17 protein-coding genes are annotated in these 17787 nt (G+C 63.6%); 6 read left to right on the top strand and 11 right to left on the bottom strand.

Annotated elements, in window-relative coordinates:
• Positions 1–103: 103 nt before the first annotated feature.
• A complete protein-coding gene (locus HV770_RS31895; protein ID WP_175165484.1) occupies positions 104–1300 on the top strand; it encodes an extracellular catalytic domain type 1 short-chain-length polyhydroxyalkanoate depolymerase in 1197 nt (398 codons plus the stop codon).
• A 107-nt stretch (positions 1301–1407) separates the two neighbouring features.
• On the top strand, positions 1408–1584 hold the full coding sequence (locus tag HV770_RS31890; protein WP_175165483.1) for a DUF3563 family protein: 177 nt from the start codon (positions 1408–1410) through the stop codon (positions 1582–1584).
• 104 nt (positions 1585–1688) lie between these two features.
• On the opposite strand, the gene HV770_RS31885 is transcribed toward HV770_RS31890, so the two are convergent.
• The 7 genes from HV770_RS31885 to HV770_RS31855 all read right to left on the bottom strand — a co-directional run bounded on the left by HV770_RS31885 (position 1689) and on the right by HV770_RS31855 (position 7537).
• Positions 1689–2147 carry a TspO/MBR family protein gene (locus HV770_RS31885; RefSeq protein WP_175165482.1) on the bottom strand — a complete coding sequence of 153 codons (459 nt, stop codon included), beginning with the start codon at positions 2145–2147 and terminating at the stop codon, positions 1689–1691.
• A gap of 45 nt (positions 2148–2192) precedes the next feature.
• Entirely contained in the window at positions 2193–3692 is a 1500-nt protein-coding gene (locus HV770_RS31880) for a cryptochrome/photolyase family protein (RefSeq protein WP_175165481.1), read from the bottom strand.
• Between the two features lie 204 nt (positions 3693–3896).
• Positions 3897–4316: an organic hydroperoxide resistance protein gene (locus HV770_RS31875; protein ID WP_175165480.1), complete on the bottom strand. Its 420-nt coding sequence runs from the start codon at positions 4314–4316 to the stop codon at positions 3897–3899.
• 171 nt (positions 4317–4487) lie between these two features.
• Positions 4488–4940: a MarR family winged helix-turn-helix transcriptional regulator gene (locus HV770_RS31870; protein WP_175165479.1), complete on the bottom strand. Its 453-nt coding sequence runs from the start codon at positions 4938–4940 to the stop codon at positions 4488–4490.
• Between the two features lie 170 nt (positions 4941–5110).
• Entirely contained in the window at positions 5111–5917 is an 807-nt protein-coding gene (locus HV770_RS31865; protein ID WP_121320253.1) for a BPSS1780 family membrane protein, read from the bottom strand.
• Entirely contained in the window at positions 5908–6903 is a 996-nt protein-coding gene (locus tag HV770_RS31860; protein WP_175165478.1) for a homoserine kinase, read from the bottom strand. The genes HV770_RS31865 and HV770_RS31860 overlap by 10 nt, the downstream gene beginning before the upstream one ends.
• Before the next feature lie 238 nt (positions 6904–7141).
• Entirely contained in the window at positions 7142–7537 is a 396-nt protein-coding gene (locus HV770_RS31855; protein WP_175165477.1) for a hypothetical protein, read from the bottom strand.
• Positions 7538–7737: 200 nt separating this feature from the next.
• Between HV770_RS31855 and HV770_RS31850 the strand changes: the two genes are divergently transcribed.
• Positions 7738–9264 (top strand): AMP nucleosidase, encoded by a 1527-nt coding sequence (locus HV770_RS31850; RefSeq protein ID WP_175165476.1) that lies wholly within the window; start codon positions 7738–7740, stop codon positions 9262–9264.
• A gap of 138 nt (positions 9265–9402) precedes the next feature.
• On the opposite strand, the gene HV770_RS31845 is transcribed toward HV770_RS31850, so the two are convergent.
• The 3 genes from HV770_RS31845 to HV770_RS31835 form a co-directional block, all read right to left on the bottom strand.
• Positions 9403–9933: a chromate transporter gene (locus tag HV770_RS31845; protein WP_175165475.1), complete on the bottom strand. Its 531-nt coding sequence runs from the start codon at positions 9931–9933 to the stop codon at positions 9403–9405.
• Entirely contained in the window at positions 9933–10511 is a 579-nt protein-coding gene (locus HV770_RS31840; RefSeq protein WP_175165474.1) for a chromate transporter, read from the bottom strand. Before HV770_RS31840 ends, HV770_RS31845 begins: the two co-directional genes overlap by 1 nt.
• 278 nt (positions 10512–10789) lie before the next feature.
• On the bottom strand, positions 10790–11533 hold the full coding sequence (locus HV770_RS31835) for an LOG family protein (RefSeq protein WP_175165473.1): 744 nt from the start codon (positions 11531–11533) through the stop codon (positions 10790–10792).
• 1 nt (position 11534) lies between these two features.
• Here HV770_RS31835 and polA point away from each other — a divergent pair, with 1 nt between their 5' ends.
• From polA to HV770_RS31820, 3 genes are all read left to right on the top strand, one after another.
• Entirely contained in the window at positions 11535–14276 is a 2742-nt protein-coding gene (gene polA / locus HV770_RS31830; protein WP_175165472.1) for a DNA polymerase I, read from the top strand.
• Positions 14277–14433: 157 nt separating this feature from the next.
• Positions 14434–15789: an NAD(P)/FAD-dependent oxidoreductase gene (locus tag HV770_RS31825; RefSeq protein ID WP_175165471.1), complete on the top strand. Its 1356-nt coding sequence runs from the start codon at positions 14434–14436 to the stop codon at positions 15787–15789.
• A gap of 82 nt (positions 15790–15871) precedes the next feature.
• The gene (locus HV770_RS31820; protein WP_175165470.1) at positions 15872–16744 is read left to right on the top strand and encodes a dienelactone hydrolase family protein; all 873 of its coding nucleotides are present in this window, start codon (positions 15872–15874) and stop codon (positions 16742–16744) included.
• A 100-nt stretch (positions 16745–16844) separates the two neighbouring features.
• Here the strand turns inward: HV770_RS31820 and HV770_RS31815 are convergent, their stop codons facing one another.
• Complete coding sequence (locus HV770_RS31815) at positions 16845–17714, bottom strand: sulfurtransferase (RefSeq protein ID WP_175165469.1); 870 nt, start codon at positions 17712–17714, stop codon at positions 16845–16847.
• Between the last annotated feature and the right edge of the window lie 73 nt (positions 17715–17787).

Here is a 17787-nt window from a genome sequence, read left to right as displayed (position 1 = left end):
GCCAGCATCGCATGAGGATTGGTGTTATTGTGCATTGCACAACGAAAAGTCGTTCGAGATGGAATCGAGCGAATCCTGTCCCTTTTTGCGAGGTTATCCGCTGATGGCAAAAAGCCTATCGAAAATCTGGCTGCGCGGGCTGAAGCGGCTGCTCGCGATTCAAACCGAGCACGCTCAAAAGACCACTAAGCGCCTCACGCCGCGGCCGGCGCGGAGCGCCACCCCCAAGCCTTCGAGCAAGGTTCGGCCAGCCAAGCCGGCGGCCGCGCTGCGCGTGCCCGCCAAGCGCGAGACGCCGCGCGCCACCGTACGGGAGTCGCGGGTGCGCCCGCGCGCGTCGGCCTGGGCGAGCGGCTCGTGGACGCGTTCGTTCCATTCCGCGCCGGCCGCGCCCGGACGACTCGTCAACCACCTTCAATACGGCCTGTATATCCCGTCGGGACACGCGTTGGAGGCGATGCCGCTGGTCGTCATGCTGCACGGCTGTACCCAGTCGATCGACGAATTCGCCGAAGGCACGCGGATGAACGTGCTGGCGGACCGCTTCGGCTTTGCCGTGGTGTATCCGGAGCAGTCGAAGCATGCGCATTCGCACCGCTGCTGGCATTGGTATGACGCGGGCGAAAACGCCGGCGGGGCCGAGGCGCGCGCCGTGGTGTCGCTCGTGGACGCGCTGGTTGCGCAGCATGGCTTCGATTCCGAGCGCGTATATGTGGCGGGGATTTCCGCCGGTGCGGGCCTGACGGCATTGCTCGCCGTCAAATATCCACAGCATTTTGCCGCAGTCGCGTTGCATTCGGGCCCCGCTTTCGGCGAAGCCCGCTCCGGCATTACGGCGATGGACGTGATGCGGCGCGGTGCGCGCCGCGAGCCGGCTGCGCTCGCCGACGAAATGACCGACGTGGCCCTCTACCCCGGCATGCCGGCGATCGTAATCCACGGCGACGCCGATCACGTCGTCGCGCCGGTCAATGCCGATCAGTTGGCGGAGCAGTTCCTCCGCCTGAATCGCATCGTCGACACGAACGGCGCCCGCAAGTCCGGCGAAGTCCGCGAAGAGCGCAAGGGCGGCGTCGTGACGCGCGATTTCGTGCGCGGCGGGCGGCGCGTGGTGCGGCTGTGCCGGGTGCAAGGGCTCGCTCACGCTTGGAGCGGCGGCGACGACGCCGTGCCGTTTCACTCGTCGAAAGGCCCGGATGCGAGCGCCATGGTGTGGGAATTCTTCAAGCATCAGCGCCGGACCGGCGCGGGCCGTATCGCGGAAAGCGCCGTCACAGCGGCCTCGTCGGCCGGACGGTGAGTCGGAAACAACGCTTCGAAAATGAGTGGTAGCGCGATCCTAGGGTTTTCCCTATAATGCGGGTTATCCCTAAGAGTTAACGCTTAAATTCATTGCCGAGGTCGATCATGTACCTGCTTAGCCGACTGTTCCTCTTTCTGACGAAATCGCCCGACCAACTCGCGAAAGAGCGCGCCGACGCGTTCCTCGCCGAAGCGACCGATCTGTACGATCTCGAATTCCGCATGCGCAAGCTCGACCGTGAGGTGAACGTCCGCCAGCCGTCGTGGATGAGCCAGCACTAAGCTGAGCGCGTGAAGAGCATCGGCGCGTAATTAAACGCCGATGCCTGGGGCGAAGCGCCCGAGCCATCACGCACGTGTTCACCCAAGCTGACGCAAAGAACGGCTCACACAGCCGGATTCAATTGCCACAGCGCGTAATTCAACACCGCAGCGAACGCCACCCAGGCGACGTACGGCACCAGTAGTACGCCGGCCAAGCGGTCCCGTCGCCAGAACACGAATGTCAGCGCGACGATCAGGATCAGCAGGATCACGATATCGGCCAGCGCGAGATCCGGTCGATGCAGGCCGAAAAACAGCCACATCCACGCGGCGTTGAACAGCAACTGCACCACCCACAAGACGATCGCCGAACTCGAACCGTCGCGCTTCCACACGCGCCACGCGGCAATCGCCATCAGCACATAAAGCACCGTCCAGGCTGGCGGGAACACCCAGTTGGGTGGATTGAACCCGGGTTTTTGCAGCGACGTGTACCAGGCATCGGGCAGAAACTGGCTCGCGACCAGCCCGGTAGCCAGCGTCAAAATCAGAAACACGAGCAGCGACGGCAAACGGCGCATCTTCACCTCTCCTTGAAGTATCGACCGAGCAACGTAAGCGGGCGCTCACTTGCCAAAACGTGCCAACGTGCGAGCGCGTGCTTCGGCGTGATCGACAATGGGCTCCGGATAGTCCTTGCCCAGCTCCACGCCGAATTCCGCGAGCTGCTGCGCACCGGCCTGCCACGGCGCGTGAATCCATCTGGACGGCAGCTTCGCAAGCTGCGGCAAATAGCCTTTGATAAAGCGCCCCTCGGCATCGAATTTTTCGGATTGCGTGATCGGATTGAAGATCCGGAAGTACGGCTGCGCATCGCATCCGGTCGACGCCGCCCATTGCCAACCGCCGTTGTTCGCCGAGAAATCAAAGTCGTTCAGCTGTTCGGCGAAGTAGCGCTCGCCGAGCCGCCAGTCCACGCCCAGATCTTTCACCAGAAAGCTCGCCGTGACCATCCGCAGACGGTTGTGCATGTAGCCGGTGCGGTTCAGTTGCAGCATCGCGGCGTCGATCAGCGGATAGCCGGTGCGGCCGTCGCACCAGGCGGCGAACGCTTCGTCGGCCTGCGGGCCTCGCTCCCAGCGTAGCCGGTCGTACTCCTGCCTGAACGATGCGCCGCTCGCCAGCCGCGGATGATGCGCGAGGATCATGAAGTAGAAGTCCCGCCAGATCAGCTCCGACAGCCACGTGGCCGAACCTTGTCCGTCGGGTTGCAACGACATCTCGTGGGCGAGGCGCGCGAGCGTGCGGATCGACACCGTGCCGAAGCGCAGATGGACCGATAGATAGCTCGGGCCTTTGGCGGCCGGGAAGTCGCGCCGCTCCGCATAACTGTCGATGCGGCTCATAAAGTCGTCGAGCAGGCTCTGGGCGCCGCTCATGCCGGTGACCAACTTCAGTTCCGCGAGATTGCTCGGCGCGAAGCCGAGCTGGTCAAGCGCGGGCAATTTCCGGTCGAGCTTTCGCGGCGGCGCCGCCAGATGCTTCGCATAAGTTTCCGCCGGATACGGCTTCAAATCGAAGGCCGTCAATTGCTTGAGCCACGCGTTCCTGTACGGCGTGAACACCGTGAACGGTTTGTTCTGGCCGGTCAACACCTCGTCGCGTTCGAAAATCACCTGATCCTTGAACGTCAGCCACTGGCGTCCGGCTTCAGTGAGACGCTCACGCACCGTCTCATCTCGCCCGATCGCGACCGGCTCGTAGTCGTGATTCGCGAACACCGCCTCGACACCCAGTTCGGCGGCGAGACCGGGGATAAGGTCGACCGGATCGCCGTACAGCACGATCAGGCCGCCGCCCTTCGCGCGCAACGCATCGTCCAGTTCATGCAGCGATTCGAGGATGAACTCGACGCGGCGGTCCTGCACCGGCTTGCCCGGATGACGAACCTGCCAGGCGTCGACGAGCGGTTGCAGGATCGTCGTGTCGAATACGAACGCGCACCAGACCTGCTCGCAACGCTTGAGCGCGTAGTAGAAGGCAGCGTTGTCGGTGTTGCGCAGATCGCGGCGGAACCAGACCAGACCGGTGTCGAAGGAGTCGTTCAGCCGTCGGGCGCGTGTCATCGGGATGGGTCGGTCTTCGGTCGGGGTGAAAAGGATGCGCCGCACCAGGCGGCACGGGCTGGTGTCGCAGATTGCGTGCCGCGTGCGCAAAACGCGACAGCGCCCGCCCCTATTGTGCGGGGTGCGGGCGTTGTTCGTGGCGGCGCGCGGGTAGCGCGCCGCTTTGACCGACTCAACTCAATGACGACTCGATCGTGCCGCCGTTCAGGCGACTTGCAGACGAACCGCGACGTTGTTGCGCGTGGCGTTCGAGTAGGGGCAGACTTGATGCGCCGCGTCGACCAGTTCCTTTGCCGCGTCCGCGGGCAGGCCCGGCAGCGAAATGCGCAGATCGATATCGAGTGCGAAACCGCCCTTGTCGTTTGGACCGATGCCCACTTCGGCGGTCACTTGTGTGTCCGCGGGCAAGGCCTGCTTTTTCTGGCCGGCGACGAATTTCATCGCGCTCAGGAAACAGGCCGAGTAGCCGGCGGCAAACAGTTGTTCCGGATTCGTGCCTGCCGCGCCGTTGCCGCCCAGTTCGCGCGGTGCGGCCAGCTTGACGTCCAACGCATTGTCCGACGACACGGCACGGCCGTCGCGGCCACCGGTACTCGTTGCGCTTGCTTTGTAGAGGATGTTCATGGCGTTGCTCCTTGTTCGGTTGTCAGGGTCTGCATGGTTGCCACTGTCTGTTGGGCCGGCATTCCGGCGGCGTGCTATCGAAGCGGCATGTCGTTAAGATAGTACACAAATCATTTGTGTGCAAACTAATTTTTGAATCGACACGATAGCGTGCGTTTGGCGACAGCGCGGTTACTGATCCATGTAGTCGTTGAGCGTGGCGCGCAGGCGCGTCAGATCGTCGCGCAGGTGCAGCAGGAATTCCGGTGTCTGCTGGGTCGCGCAGAGGATTTCCGCAGGCACTTCGCGCGCCTGGCGCTTGAGCGCCGCGCCGGCCTTGGTAAGCCGGATATACACGAGTCGCTCATCGTCGACGCCGCGTACCCGCTCCAGCAGGCCTTGCGCTTCGAGCCGTTTGAGCAGCGGCGTGACCGTCGCCGAGTCGAGATTCAGGCGGGCGGCCATGTCCTTGACGGTGACGTCGTCACTTTCCCACAGCACCAGCATCGTCAGATATTGCGGGTACGTGAGGCCCAGTTTCTCGAGCAACGGCTTGTACGCTTTCGTCATGGCAAGCGAGGTCGAGTAGAGGGCGAAGCAAAGTTGCTCGTCGAGCGTGAACGGCAAAGCGGGGCGCTGGGTCATGATGCATCTCGTCTGAAGTAGTGTGCAAATCGATTGCACACAAACCATTGTGCCGCAAATTCATGCGGCGTGACGAGTATGGCGAGGGAGCGGACGAAGCGGCGCAGGGAGGAAACTGGCGGGCGGGCGCCAGAACAGCACCCGCTCCGCGACGGCTTCTGAACGAACGTCTAGGCTGCCGGCGTGGTCGGCAGATCCGGCGCCTCGGGCGTTTGTACGCCGAAGCAGCCGCGATAGGTCGCGTAGAACGAGCAGTACAGCATGGTCGTGACGATCATCGTGGCCGGCATCAGGATCGCGAAGGCGAAGTCGGCTGCGCCCAGCGCCTGCATCAGCGCGGACAGGCCGAGCGACACCGTCATCGCCACTGCGAACCACAGCGCGCCGAACACGACGAACGCGCCGCGATTGCGCCAGCAACTGACGACGCTGAAGAACATCGCCTTTGCGGGCGGCACGTCATGCCATGCGGCGAGAATCGGCGAGAACCAGAAGATCATTGCCACCGGAATATAGAACGCGAAGGCCGTGATCACCGCGAGCGGAATGTTGCTGTTGGCGATCGCCTCCTGATCCAGGGCGCCGCCGCCGAGCATCACCTTCAGCAGCATGCCGCCGTCGGCGAGCGCCGAACCGGCGAGCACGAGGCCCATCGCGACGACATACAGCACGCCGAGCACCAGCAACCGCCGCGTGACCACCGGACCGTACGAGTGAAAGCCGTCCACCAGAATGGTCGGGAACACCGGCTTGCCCGCGATCGTGTTGCGGCATGCCGCCATGAAGCCGACCGCGACACCCGGAATGAACGCGAGCGGCAGCACGCCGCCGACCACCGGAATCTGTGAGACGAGCGTCATCACCAGCAAGTAGGTGAAGAACAGCGTCAGGAATGCGAGCGGGTTCTTGCGGAACAGCCAGATACCCTGCCGGAACCACACATAGCCGGTTTTCGCGGGGACTTCGATCAGTTGCATGGAGTATGGATGCCTGGATGTGCAACGCCGGACAGGCGTTCGCGCAGAATGCGCTCGAAATGGCCGGGATCGTGCGGTTTGAGCAGTTCTGCCGCACGCGGCAGATGAAAATCATACAGGCGCGAGACCCAGAAGCGGTACGCGCCGGCACGCAGCATGTCGCCCCAATGGCGGTTTTCTTCGGCAGTGAACGGGCGCACGGTCTGGTAGGCGCGCAACATGGCTTCGGTGCGCGCGTCATCCAGCTTGCCGGTGGCGAGGTCGACGCACCAGTCGTTGACCGTCACGGCGACGTCGAACAGCCACTTGTCGCAACCGGCGAAATAGAAGTCGAAGAATCCGCCGAGGCGCACTTCATGGCCGGTGTCCGGCGCGGCATGCGCGAACATCGCGTTGTCGCGGAACAGGTCGGCGTGGCAGGGGCCTGCGGGCAGCGCGGCGTAATCGGCCGAGGCGAAGAAGGCTTCCTGATGCGCGAGTTCGGACGACAGCAGATCGCGCTGCGCGCCTTCCAGATATGGCAGGATGGTCGGTACGGTTTCGCGCCACCATGGCAGGCTGCGCAGATTCGGCTGATAGCCGGTGTAATCGCGCCCGGCGAGATGCATGCGCGCCAGCATTTGCCCGACTTCGACGCAGTGCTCGACGCCAGGCGCCAGTTCCGGCGCACCTTCGAGCTTGGTCACGATGGCCGCGGGCTTGCCGCGCAGCATGCTGAACAGCGCGCCGTCCTCGCGCGGCATCGGGTCGGGCACCGGGACGCGGTGCGCGGCCAGGTGGCGCATGAGGTCGAGGTAGAAGGGCAGTTGTTCGGCCGTCAGCTTTTCGAAAATCGTCAGGACGTATTCGCCGCGCGTCGTCGTCAGAAAGAAATTGCTGTTTTCAATGCCGGACGAGATGCCGCGAAACTCGACGACATCGCCGAGATCGTAGTGACGCATCCATTCTGCTAGTTGGGGTTCGTTGACAGCGGTGAAGACAGCCATGCGGGAAACGTCGGATCAGGTTGGTCGGGCTGGCGCGAGGCGGCCAGTGCGATGTGTGGCAAATGCGGTGCTGAAAAGGTGTTGTGCGGGAGCGATCAGGGCCGCGTGGCGAACCTCGCATCGCAACGCCATGTTGCGAGGATAAAGCACGGCGGCGAGGCGTCCACTCGGGGCGCCGCCTCGCGAAGCGCGTGGCAGGCGCCAGGGCGGTCCGCACCGGGCCGCCGTCCGGTATCCGTCAATAGCGCAGATTCACCGACGGCAAACGCGTGCTGGCGCGGCCGTTGTCGCGCACGGTGGGCGATGTGTCGAGCGGCGCGCTCATCTGGTAGCGCGTGCCGAGGTTCGAATTCACGTTGATTTCAACCGGTTTGCCCTTGTCGCGGTATTCGGTGATTTCGGTGCCGTTGGCGCTGCGCTCGTGGAAGCTCGGCGTGCGCGGCACGTTGATTTCGACCTTCGAGCTGACCTCGGCGCCCGGGCGATTGATCTTCTCCAGGTCAGGCAGCCCCGCCCGTTCGTTGGCCGACTGGGGCGCGTTGGGCGGCGGAGTGTCATCGACAGGCTGGGCAGCCATCGCGGCGTTGCCAAAGGCGAGGGCCAGTGCAACGGCGACGGGAAGGAGCGGCTTCATGGTGATTCTCCAATATGGTGCCCCGATTCTAGCAAATCCAGCCTGACGATCGGGCGCGATCGCCTTATTTTGCGCTGCTTTCGCGCGAGGCGCCCGCAATCTTGCAGACAGTGCGCGCGCATGTGTTGCGGGTGGCGCCAGGTCATTTGGCGAACCCGTGTTCCGTGGTAATGTCGTCTCATCAATAGGGGCGAATGAAGATGAACAACGATACCAATCAACGCGCGGTGCAGACTCCCGCAAGCAGCTTCCGAACCGAATCCTTCGACGATGCGACCGAGGCCGTCACCCGTCTCTCGGCAATCTACGAAGCGAACACCTCGTTCCTGCGCGATGCGTTCGCGCGCTATCGCCGCAACGAAAAGTTCGAGCGCCGTGTGCGCGCCTGCTATCCGTTCGTGCGCGTATGCACGGAAGTCAACACGCATATCGACTCGCGCCGCTCGTACGGTTTTGTCGCGGGTCCGGGCGTGTTCGAAACGACCGTGACGCGACCCGATCTGTTCGGCGACTACTATCGCGAACAATTGCGTCTGCTGGCGAAGAACCATCATGTGCAGATCGAAGTCGGCGTGTCCGACCAGCCGATTCCGATTCATTTCGCGTTCGCCGAGGGCATTCACCTCGAAGGGGATCTGGATCGCGAGCGTCTGTTCCTGATGCGCGACGTGTTCGATACGCCGGACCTCGCGCTACTCGACGACCGCATCGTCAACGGCACGTATGAGCCGTTGACCGGCGAGCCGCATCCGCTCGCGCTGTTCACTGCGGCGCGGGTCGATTTCTCGCTGCATCGGCTGAAGCACTATACGGCTACGTCGCCCACGCATTGCCAGAACTACGTGCTGTACACGAACTATCAGTTCTATATCGACGAGTTCGTGAAGCTCGGCCGCACGATGATGGCCCATACCGACGACGAAGACCTGCGCGCCTATCGCAGCGAATACACGTCGTTCGTCGAACCCGGCGACGTGGTCACGTACAACGAGAATCTGGGCGAGCAGTCACAGGAGGGCACCGCGCCGCCGCGTCTGCCGCAGATGCCCGCGTATCACCTGAAGCGCGCGGACGGCAGCGGCATCACGATGATCAACATCGGCGTCGGGCCGTCGAACGCGAAGACCATTACCGATCACATCGCCGTGCTGCGTCCGCATGCGTGGATCATGCTCGGCCACTGCGCGGGTCTGCGCAACACGCAGCGCCTCGGCGACTACGTGCTCGCGCACGGCTATGTGCGTGAGGACCACGTGCTCGACGCCGACTTGCCACTGTGGGTGCCGATTCCGGCGCTCGCCGAAGTGCAGGTCGCGCTGGAGCGCGCGGTCGCGCAGGTCACCCAGCTGGACGGCGTCGAGTTGAAGCGGGTGATGCGCACGGGCACGGTGGCGAGCGTGGACAACCGCAACTGGGAGTTGCGCGATCATCGCGAGCCGGTGCAGCGGCTATCGCAAAGCCGCGCGATCGCGCTCGATATGGAAAGCGCGACGATCGCCGCGAACGGCTTCCGTTTCCGGGTGCCTTACGGCACCTTGCTGTGCGTGTCGGACAAGCCTCTGCACGGCGAGCTGAAGCTGCCGGGCATGGCGGATCAGTTCTATCGTGCGCAGGTCGATCAGCATCTGCAGATCGGCGTGAAGGCGATGGAGATATTGCGCACCAACGGGCTGCATCGTTTGCATAGCCGGAAGCTGCGCAGCTTTGCCGAGGTGGCGTTTCAGTAAGCGCGGGTTTGGCGGGCGGCAGTGCGGGCGGCCTTTGATGGGGCTCGTCCACGCCGGCACAATGCGTTCGCATGCGGCCTTGCTTCTGCTTCTGCTTTTGCCGCCGTGCTTCAACGGACATGCTTCAACCGTGTTGCGTTAGAACTGCCCGAAGCCCGTCAGCCCGATCAAGCTGCCGGCAGCCAGTAGCCACAACGGGTGAATCCGCGTCTTCAACGCCAGCACGGCGGTAAATGCGGTGATCGCCCAGGCAATCGCAGTTGGATTCGACGCTTCGGCGATCAAGGCCGCGCTCGCCGCGACGATGCCCGCCGTCACCGGCATCAACCCCAACTGTGCGTAGCGCCGCCACGGCCGGTCCTTGAAGCGGTCCCAGGCATGCAGCGCGAGGATCGTCACGAGCGACGACGGTCCGAACTTCGCTATCGACGTCACCAGCATGCCCGCCCAACCGGCCACATGCCAGCCGATCAGCGTGACGATCATCAGATTCGGCCCGGGCGCGGCCTGTGCGAGCGCGAACAGTGCGCTGAATTCGCTGGCAGGCATCCAGTGATGCACCTCCACCACCTGCCGCTGCATCTCCGGAAGAATCGTATTGCCGCCGCCGAACGCGAGCAGCGAAAGCTGACTGAAAATGGCCGCAAGCGAAATGAGCGTGTCGTTCATCACGCGCTCCTCGCTGCGATGTAAATGCTGAGCGGCGTCAGCACCAGCATGGTCGGTAAAAGCGGCAGCCGCAGGACCGCAATCGCGACGAAGCCGAGTGCGGCGATGAGCGCGGCGAGCGGCTTGCTGCGCAACGGCAGCACGATCTTGACGGCCATCGAGATCAACAGGCCGGCCGCGGCTGCGGCGAGGCCGGCGAACAGATGACGCACGTGCGGATCGTTTTGCGTGTGTTCGTACAACACGCCAAGCCCGATCACCACCAGCGATGGCCCCGCGATCAATCCGAGCAGACCGGCGAGCGCGCCGGGCACGCCGCGAAAACGCATGCCCATTGCCACCGACAGATTGATCACGTTTCCGCCCGGCAGGAATTGGCACAGGCCGAGCAGGTCGGTGAATTCTTCGGCGCTCAGCCAGCGGCGCTGTTCGACCAGCGCGCGGCGCGCGAGCGGCAATGCGCCGCCGAACGAGATCAGACCAAGGCCCAGAAAGCCGCCGAAGATTTCGCGCAGCGTGGGCGTAGGCGCGAGTCCGGACTCAGGTTGGAGTTCTGAAGAGGAGAGATCGTGGTCCATGTCACTAACCGGCTTGCAGTTCAAGCTCGGGAGATTAGCGCCGAACCGGCGGCGAGCAAAACCATTTTTGCGCGGCGCGTGACGTGCTGGGTGGTGTTGCCGTGGCCGAGGCTCATGGCGTCGGCATGGCGTGCGGTCAGTGTCGAGCCCTCGTCAAGCGAAAGAGAGAAACGAAAACGGGCAGCCCAAAGGCTGCCCGCGAGAACCAGCGTGCTATGTGCATTGCATGGGCCGTGCTGGCTCCACGCCAACGCGTGAAGCGGGTACGCGGCATCACATCACAGATAGAACATCCGGTCTTCATCCGACTTGGCCGGCTGCGGCTCGGCTTCTTCGCGGTCTTCGTAGAACTTCAGCACCGCTTCGAGCACCTGATCGGGATCGTCGATCACCTGCATCAGATCGATGTCGTTCGGATTGATGAGACCCATCGGAATGAGCGAGCTCTTGAACCACGCAAGCAGGCCTTCCCAGAATTCGGCGCCCACCAGGATGATCGGCACGTGGCGTGACTTCTTGGTTTGAATCAGCGTGAGCACTTCGGCCAGTTCATCCAGCGTGCCGAAACCGCCCGGCATGACGATCACCGCGTCCGAATTCTTCACGAACGTGACCTTGCGCGTGAAGAAATGGCGGAAGCGCAACGAGATGTCCTGCCACTGGTTGCCCGATTGCTCGTGCGGCAGTTCGATATTCAGGCCGACGGAAGGTGCCTTGCCCGCATGCGCGCCCTTGTTGGCCGCTTCCATGATGCCGGGGCCACCGCCGGAGATCACCGCGAAGCCCGCGTCCGACAGCTTGCGTGCGATTTGCGTGGCGAGCTTGTAGTACGGCGAGCTCGCTTTCAGGCGCGCCGAACCATAGATGCTGACAGCCGGGCGAATCTCCGAGAGGTACTCGGTCGCCTCGATAAACTCTGCCATAATCGTGAACATCTGCCACGATGCGCGGGCCTTCTTGGCCGTTGCGCGCTCTTGATCTGCGAGCGATCGCAGACTCGGAATCACTTTTCTCTTAGTCATAATGCCTGAAGAACGAAGCCTTGAAGGTAAGACCCTGCTATTGGTCGACGGTTCGAGTTATCTATACCGGGCCTACCATGCGATGCCTGATCTGCGCGGGCCCGAAGGTGGTCCGACGGGTGCGCTCTACGGGATGATCAACATGCTGCGGCGCATGCGCAAGGACGTCACGGCAGAGTATAGCGCGTGCGTGTTCGACGCCAAGGGCAAAACATTTCGCGACGACTGGTATCCCGACTATAAGGCGAACCGCCCGTCGATGCCCGACGACCTGTCGCGCCAGATCGAGCCGATTCATGTGGCCGTGCGCGCGCTCGGCTGGCCGCTCCTGATGATCGAAGGCGTCGAAGCCGATGACGTGATCGGCACGCTCAGCACCGTTGCGGAACAGCGCGGCATGAACGTGATCGTGTCGACTGGGGACAAGGATCTGGCGCAGCTCGTGTCGGATCATGTCACCCTCATCAATACGATGACCAACGAAAAGCTCGACCGCGCCGGCGTGATCGCCAAGTTCGGCGTGCCGCCCGAGCGCATCATCGACTACCTGTCGCTGATCGGCGATACCGTCGACAATGTGCCGGGCGTCGAGAAATGCGGGCCGAAAACCGCGCTCAAATGGCTCACGCAATTCGAGTCGCTGGATGGCATCGTCGCACATGCGGACGAGATCAAAGGTGCGGTGGGAGACAATCTGCGGCGTGCACTCGATTTTCTGCCGATGGCGAAGAAACTCGTCACCGTCGAGCGCAATTGCAATCTGACCGACCACATCGTGTCGATCGAGGAAAGCCTGCAAAGCCGGCCCGAATCGCGCGAGGAACTGCGCGACGTGTTCACGCGCCACGGCTTCAAGACCTGGCTGCGCGAGGTGGAAATCGCGGACGCGGTGGAAGGCCCGGAAACCGACGTGCCGCCGGCGCTGTCGGTCGATCACGCGCGTCACTACGACACCGTGCAGACGTGGGAGCAGTTCGACGCGTGGCTCGCAAAAATCAACGCGGCCGAACTGACCTCGTTCGATACCGAGACCACCGCGCTCGATCCGATGACCGCGCAGATCGTGGGCTTGTCGTTGTCGGTGGAAGCGGGCCGCGCCGCTTATGTACCGCTCGCGCATCGCGGTCCGGACACGCCCGTGCAACTGCCGCGCGACGAAGTGCTCGCGAAGCTCAAGCCGTGGCTCGAAAGCGCGGAGCACAAGAAGGTCGGTCAGCATCTGAAGTACGACGAACAGGTGCTCGCGAACTACGGCATCGAAATGCGCGGTATCGAACACGACACGCTGCTGCAGTCGTACGTGCTCGAATCGCATCGCACGCATGATATGGACAGCCTCGCGCTGCGCCATCTCGGCATCAAGACGATCAAGTACGAGGAGGTCGCGGGCAAGGGTGCATCGCAGATCGGCTTCGACGAAGTCGCGCTGGAGCAGGCCGCCGAATACGCGGCCGAAGACGCCGACATCACGCTGCGTCTGCATCAGGCCTTGTATCCGCAAGTGGCCGCCGAGACGGCGCTCGACCGCGTCTACCGCGCGATCGAAGTGCCGACCTCGCGGGTGTTGCGCAAGATGGAGCGCACCGGCGTGCTGATCGATGCGGAAAAGCTGCGTCAGCAAAGCAGTGAGATCGCCACGCGTTTGATCCAGTTGGAAAGCGAGGCGTACACGCTCGCCGGCGGCGAATTCAATCTGGGTTCGCCCAAGCAGATCGGCCAGATCTTCTTCGAGAAGCTGGAACTGCCGGTGGTCAAGAAGACCCCGAACGGCGCGCCGTCCACCGACGAAGAGGTGCTGCAGAAACTCGCCGAAGACTATCCGCTGCCGAAGATCCTGCTCGAACACCGTGGCTTGTCGAAGCTGAAGTCGACCTACACGGACAAGCTGCCGCGCATGGTCAACGTGCAAACGGGCCGCGTGCATACGAACTACGCACAGGCCGTCGCGGTGACGGGGCGTCTCGCATCGAACGATCCGAACTTGCAGAATATCCCTGTGCGCACCGGCGAAGGCCGTCGCATCCGCGAGGCGTTCATTGCGCCGCCCGGCCACAAGCTGGTCTCCGCGGACTACTCGCAGATCGAGTTGCGCATCATGGCGCATATTTCCGGCGACGAATCGCTGCTGCGCGCGTTCTCGCAAGGTGAAGACATTCACCGCGCCACCGCGGCGGAGATCTTCAGCGTGACGCCGCTCGAAGTGTCGAGCGATCAACGGCGTGTGGCCAAGGTCATCAACTTCGGGCTGATTTACGGCATGAGCGCCTTTGGCCTCGCGTCGAACCTCGGCATTACGCGCGACGCGGCCAAGATGTATATCGACCGCTATTTTGCGCGCTATCCGGGCGTCGCCCGGTACATGGACGAAACGCGTCTGAGCGCGAAGGCGAAGGGCTATGTCGAAACGGTGTTCGGCCGCCGCCTGTGGCTGCCGGAGATCAACGGCGGCAATGGTCCGCGCCGCCAGGGCGCCGAGCGTGCCGCGATCAATGCGCCGATGCAAGGCACGGCCGCCGATCTGATCAAACTGTCGATGATCGCGGTGCAGAACTGGATCGAAGAGTCGAAAATCGGCACGCGCATGATCATGCAGGTACACGACGAACTGATCCTCGAAGTGCCGGACGCCGAATTGTCCGAAGTGCGCAAGCGCCTGCCCGAATTGATGTGCGGTGTCGCCGAGCTGAAAGTGCCGCTGGTCGCCGAGGTGGGCGCCGGCCTGAACTGGGAAGAAGCGCATTGATACATGAGGGACGGCGCGCGATACCGTCGTGCGCATGTCACACATGCTAATTGATGGCTTGTGACAACCCGTGCTGCTCGCGGACAATTGCTGAGAGACGGCGCGTTGCCACGCGCCGTCCGCGACGCATAATTCATCGGCAAACACGGAGAGTGCAATGCATCGATTTATCGTCGTAGGCGGAGGCGCGGGAGGGCTGGAACTGGCGACACGTCTGGGTGACCGCTATGGCGCCCAGAAGCGCAAAGGCGGTGCGGGTGCGCAAGTCACGCTCGTCGACCGTTACCCCACGCATATCTGGAAGCCCCTATTGCACGAAGTGGCGGCGGGCAGCATGGACCCGTTCACACAAGAGCTCGAATACGCGGCGCAAGCGCGCTGGCATGACTTCGAGTTTCAGCAGGGCGAGCTCACCGGGCTCGATCGCGCCAACAAACGTCTCACGCTCGGCACCGTGGCCGATGACGACGGCGCCGAACTCCTGCCCGAACGCGAGCTCGAATACGACACGCTGATCATCGCGATCGGCAGCACCACGGCGTTCTTCGGGGTGAAGGGCGCGGCCGAATTTTCACTCGCACTCGACACGGTCGGCCAGGCCGAGCGGTTCCGCAAACGCCTGATCGCGGCCTGCATGCGCGCCGAGCATCAGGTGCATGAGCCCGTCGAATCGAGACCGGGACCGGGCACGTCGTCAGCCAGTGAACCGCGTATCCAGGTGGCCATCGTCGGCGGCGGAGCGACCGGGGTCGAACTGTCGGCGGAATTGCGCAACACCGCGCAGGTGCTGTCAGCGTACGGTCTGCATAAGCTCGATCCGCGGCATGACGTCGGCATCGTGTTGATCGAGGCGGGGCCGCGCATTTTGCCGGCTCTGCAGGAGCGCGTCTCGACGGCGACCGCCGAGCTGCTCACCAAGCTCGGTGTGAAGCTGCTGATCGGCGAGACGGTCGCTGAAGTCGCGCCCGGCATCGTCCGTACCGCGAGCGGGCACACCGTGCGCGCCGACCTGACGGTGTGGGCAGCGGGCATCAAGGCGCCGCCCATTCTGAGCCAGCTCGATGGCTTGACGGTCAACCGGCTGGGCCAGCTCAACGTGCGCCGCACGCTGCAAACCGAAATCGACGACAACGTGTTCGCGCTCGGCGATTGCGCCGCCTGTCCGTGGCCGGGCAACGAGCGCAACGTGCCGCCGCGCGCGCAAGCCGCGCACCAGCAGGCAAGTTTCCTGCTGAAAGCGCTTGCCGCGCGGCTCGACAACAAGCCGCTCCCGGAATTCACCTATCGCGACTTCGGCTCGCTGGTGTCGCTCGGGCACTTCAGCGCGGTCGGCAATCTGATGGGCGGAGTGATCGGCGGCAACATGCTGATCGAAGGACTGTTCGCGCGCTTCATGTACATGTCGCTGTACCGGCTGCATATCGCGGCGCTGCATGGCTACGCGCGGATGGTGCTCGATACCTTCGCGCACTGGCTGCGCCGCTCCACCTTGCCGCGCGTGAAGCTGCACTGACGGGTAAAGCCGTGGTTGAAACTGCAACGGGATGCGGGTCAGGCGTATCCTGTTGCCTCTAACAATCAATCGAGGAGCGCGCATGCTGAAGCCCGAAATCGATAGCCTGATCCCCCACGTTCCCTTCAATCGACGCACCTTCATCAAGGCTGCGCTCGGCACCGGTTTCGCGGCGGCCGTGCTGCCGGTCTCGGCGCAAACCATCCATACCGACAGCGACGGCCTCGAAGCCGGCGAAGTGGCCGTGCGTTCGGGCGGCACGCTGGTGCCGGCGTATCGCGCGCAGCCCAAGGGCAAGACGCACCTGCCGGTGATCATCGTCGTGCATGAGATTTTCGGCGTGCACGAACATATCGCCGACGTGTGCCGCCGCTTCGCCAAGGAGGGTTATCTGGCGATCGCACCGGATCTGTATCAGCGGCAGGGCGACCCGACCGTTTTCACGAGCATGCAGCAGCTCAACGAGCAACTGGTCAGCAAGGTGCCGGACGAGCAGGTCATGGGCGATCTCGACGCGACCGTCGCGTGGGCCGGCGAGCATGGCGGCGATCTGAACCGGCTCGGCGTGAACGGGTTTTGCTGGGGCGGGCGGATTGCGTGGCTATATGCCGAACACAACCCGCGGCTCAAGGCGGGCGTCGCCTGGTATGGCCGCGTGGCGGGCGCCAAAACCGCGAACACGCCGGCCAATCCGCTCGATCAGGTCGCGCGCTTGCATGCGCCGGTGTTGGGACTCTACGGTTTGCAGGATCAGAGCATCCCGCAAGACACGCTCGAGCAGATGAAGCAGGCCATTGCGCAAGGCCCGGAAGCGGGGCGCGGCTCACAGTTCGTCGTGTATGACGATGCCGGCCATGCGTTTTTCGCGGACTACCGGCCGAGCTACAGGAAGGCCGATGCCGAAGATGGCTGGCGCCGCGCGCTGGTGTGGTTCAAGCAGCACGGGGTGGCCTGAGGATTCAACTGGTTCGTCGCGCGCTTCGTACGATTAAAAAGGCCGTTGCCGCCCATGGGCGGCAACGGCCTTTGTGCTTATCGCTCAGGGCGTCCGGGACTCAGGGTTTCGCACCGGTCGCCACCGGCCGCTTCGGATCAGAACTCCATTCGCTCCACGAGCCCGCATACAATGCCGCGCCATGCAGGCCGGCAATCTCCATGGCCAGCGCGTTCACGCATGCCGTCACGCCCGAGCCGCATTGCAGCACCACGTGTTCGGGCGGCGTGTCGCCGAGCAGCGCGTGAAATTCCTCGCGCAGCGTATGAGCCGATTTGAAGCGCTCGTCGGCGGTGAAGTTGTCCTTGAAGAAGCGGTTGAGTGCGCCGGGGATGTGGCCGCCGACGCGATCCAGCGTTTCGTTCTCGCCGCGATAGCGATCGGCCGCGCGTGCATCGACCACCACGTGCTCCTTCGAACCGAGATTGCGCTCGACCGTCTGCGCATCGACCGTCACGGCGAGCGGCGCACCGGCATTGAAGTCGCCGGTGTTCTGGGCCGGCACGTCCTGCGTCAGCGGCTGACCGGCGGCTTGCCAGGCCGGCAGGCCGCCGTCGAGCAGCGCCACCGCGTCGTGTCCGAGCCAGCGCAGCAGCCACCATACGCGAGCGGCGTACATGCCGCCCTGCGCGTCATAAGCGACCACTTGCTGGCCCTGCTTCAAACCCCGTGATTCGAGCGTCTCGACCAGCCGCGCGCGATCCGGCAGCGGATGCCGCCCGTTCGTGCCGTTCTTCGGCCCGGACAGATCGCGATCGAGATGCAGGTAATGCGCGCCCGGCAGATGTCCGGCCAGATACGCTTTCTTGCCCGCTTCCGTGTCGGTCAGATCGAAGCGGCAATCGATGACGAACACACTGCCTGGCGCGGCGGCGAGCCGTTCCGCAAGATTGGTCGCGGAGATCAGAGTGGTGTAGTGAGTGTGGGGCATGATGTCTCCTCGATACGGGCGATGGCGGTTGCGGTCGGGCGCCTTGACGCCACGGACGGATGACCGGGCTATC

It is taken from the genome of Paraburkholderia fynbosensis, from assembly GCF_902859935.1.
Classification (GTDB): Bacteria; Pseudomonadota; Gammaproteobacteria; order Burkholderiales; family Burkholderiaceae; genus Paraburkholderia; species Paraburkholderia fynbosensis.
The sequence above is the reverse complement of the archived record's forward strand: the minus strand, read 5'-3'. Positions and strand labels throughout refer to the sequence as shown.

Bases quoted from the DNA above. Each gene is read 5' to 3' on its own strand.
- HV770_RS31875 (WP_175165480.1), bottom strand. From the start codon at position 4,316: ATGAACATCCTCTACAAAGCAAGCGCAACGAGTACCGGTGGCCGCGAC.
- HV770_RS31855 (WP_175165477.1), bottom strand. From the start codon at position 7,537: ATGAAGCCGCTCCTTCCCGTCGCCGTTGCACTGGCCCTCGCCTTTGGC.
- HV770_RS31815 (WP_175165469.1), bottom strand. From the start codon at position 17,714: ATGCCCCACACTCACTACACCACTCTGATCTCCGCGACCAATCTTGCG.
- HV770_RS31845 (WP_175165475.1), bottom strand. From the start codon at position 9,933: ATGAACGACACGCTCATTTCGCTTGCGGCCATTTTCAGTCAGCTTTCG.
- HV770_RS31885 (WP_175165482.1), bottom strand. From the start codon at position 2,147: ATGCGCCGTTTGCCGTCGCTGCTCGTGTTTCTGATTTTGACGCTGGCT.
- HV770_RS31860 (WP_175165478.1), bottom strand. From the start codon at position 6,903: ATGGCTGTCTTCACCGCTGTCAACGAACCCCAACTAGCAGAATGGATG.
- HV770_RS31895 (WP_175165484.1), top strand. From the start codon at position 104: ATGGCAAAAAGCCTATCGAAAATCTGGCTGCGCGGGCTGAAGCGGCTG.
- HV770_RS31890 (WP_175165483.1), top strand. From the start codon at position 1,408: ATGTACCTGCTTAGCCGACTGTTCCTCTTTCTGACGAAATCGCCCGAC.
- polA (WP_175165472.1), top strand. From the start codon at position 11,535: ATGCCTGAAGAACGAAGCCTTGAAGGTAAGACCCTGCTATTGGTCGAC.
- HV770_RS31840 (WP_175165474.1), bottom strand. From the start codon at position 10,511: ATGGACCACGATCTCTCCTCTTCAGAACTCCAACCTGAGTCCGGACTC.
- HV770_RS31825 (WP_175165471.1), top strand. From the start codon at position 14,434: ATGCATCGATTTATCGTCGTAGGCGGAGGCGCGGGAGGGCTGGAACTG.
- HV770_RS31880 (WP_175165481.1), bottom strand. From the start codon at position 3,692: ATGACACGCGCCCGACGGCTGAACGACTCCTTCGACACCGGTCTGGTC.
- HV770_RS31820 (WP_175165470.1), top strand. From the start codon at position 15,872: ATGCTGAAGCCCGAAATCGATAGCCTGATCCCCCACGTTCCCTTCAAT.
- HV770_RS31865 (WP_121320253.1), bottom strand. From the start codon at position 5,917: ATGCAACTGATCGAAGTCCCCGCGAAAACCGGCTATGTGTGGTTCCGG.
- HV770_RS31850 (WP_175165476.1), top strand. From the start codon at position 7,738: ATGAACAACGATACCAATCAACGCGCGGTGCAGACTCCCGCAAGCAGC.
- HV770_RS31870 (WP_175165479.1), bottom strand. From the start codon at position 4,940: ATGACCCAGCGCCCCGCTTTGCCGTTCACGCTCGACGAGCAACTTTGC.
- HV770_RS31835 (WP_175165473.1), bottom strand. From the start codon at position 11,533: ATGACTAAGAGAAAAGTGATTCCGAGTCTGCGATCGCTCGCAGATCAA.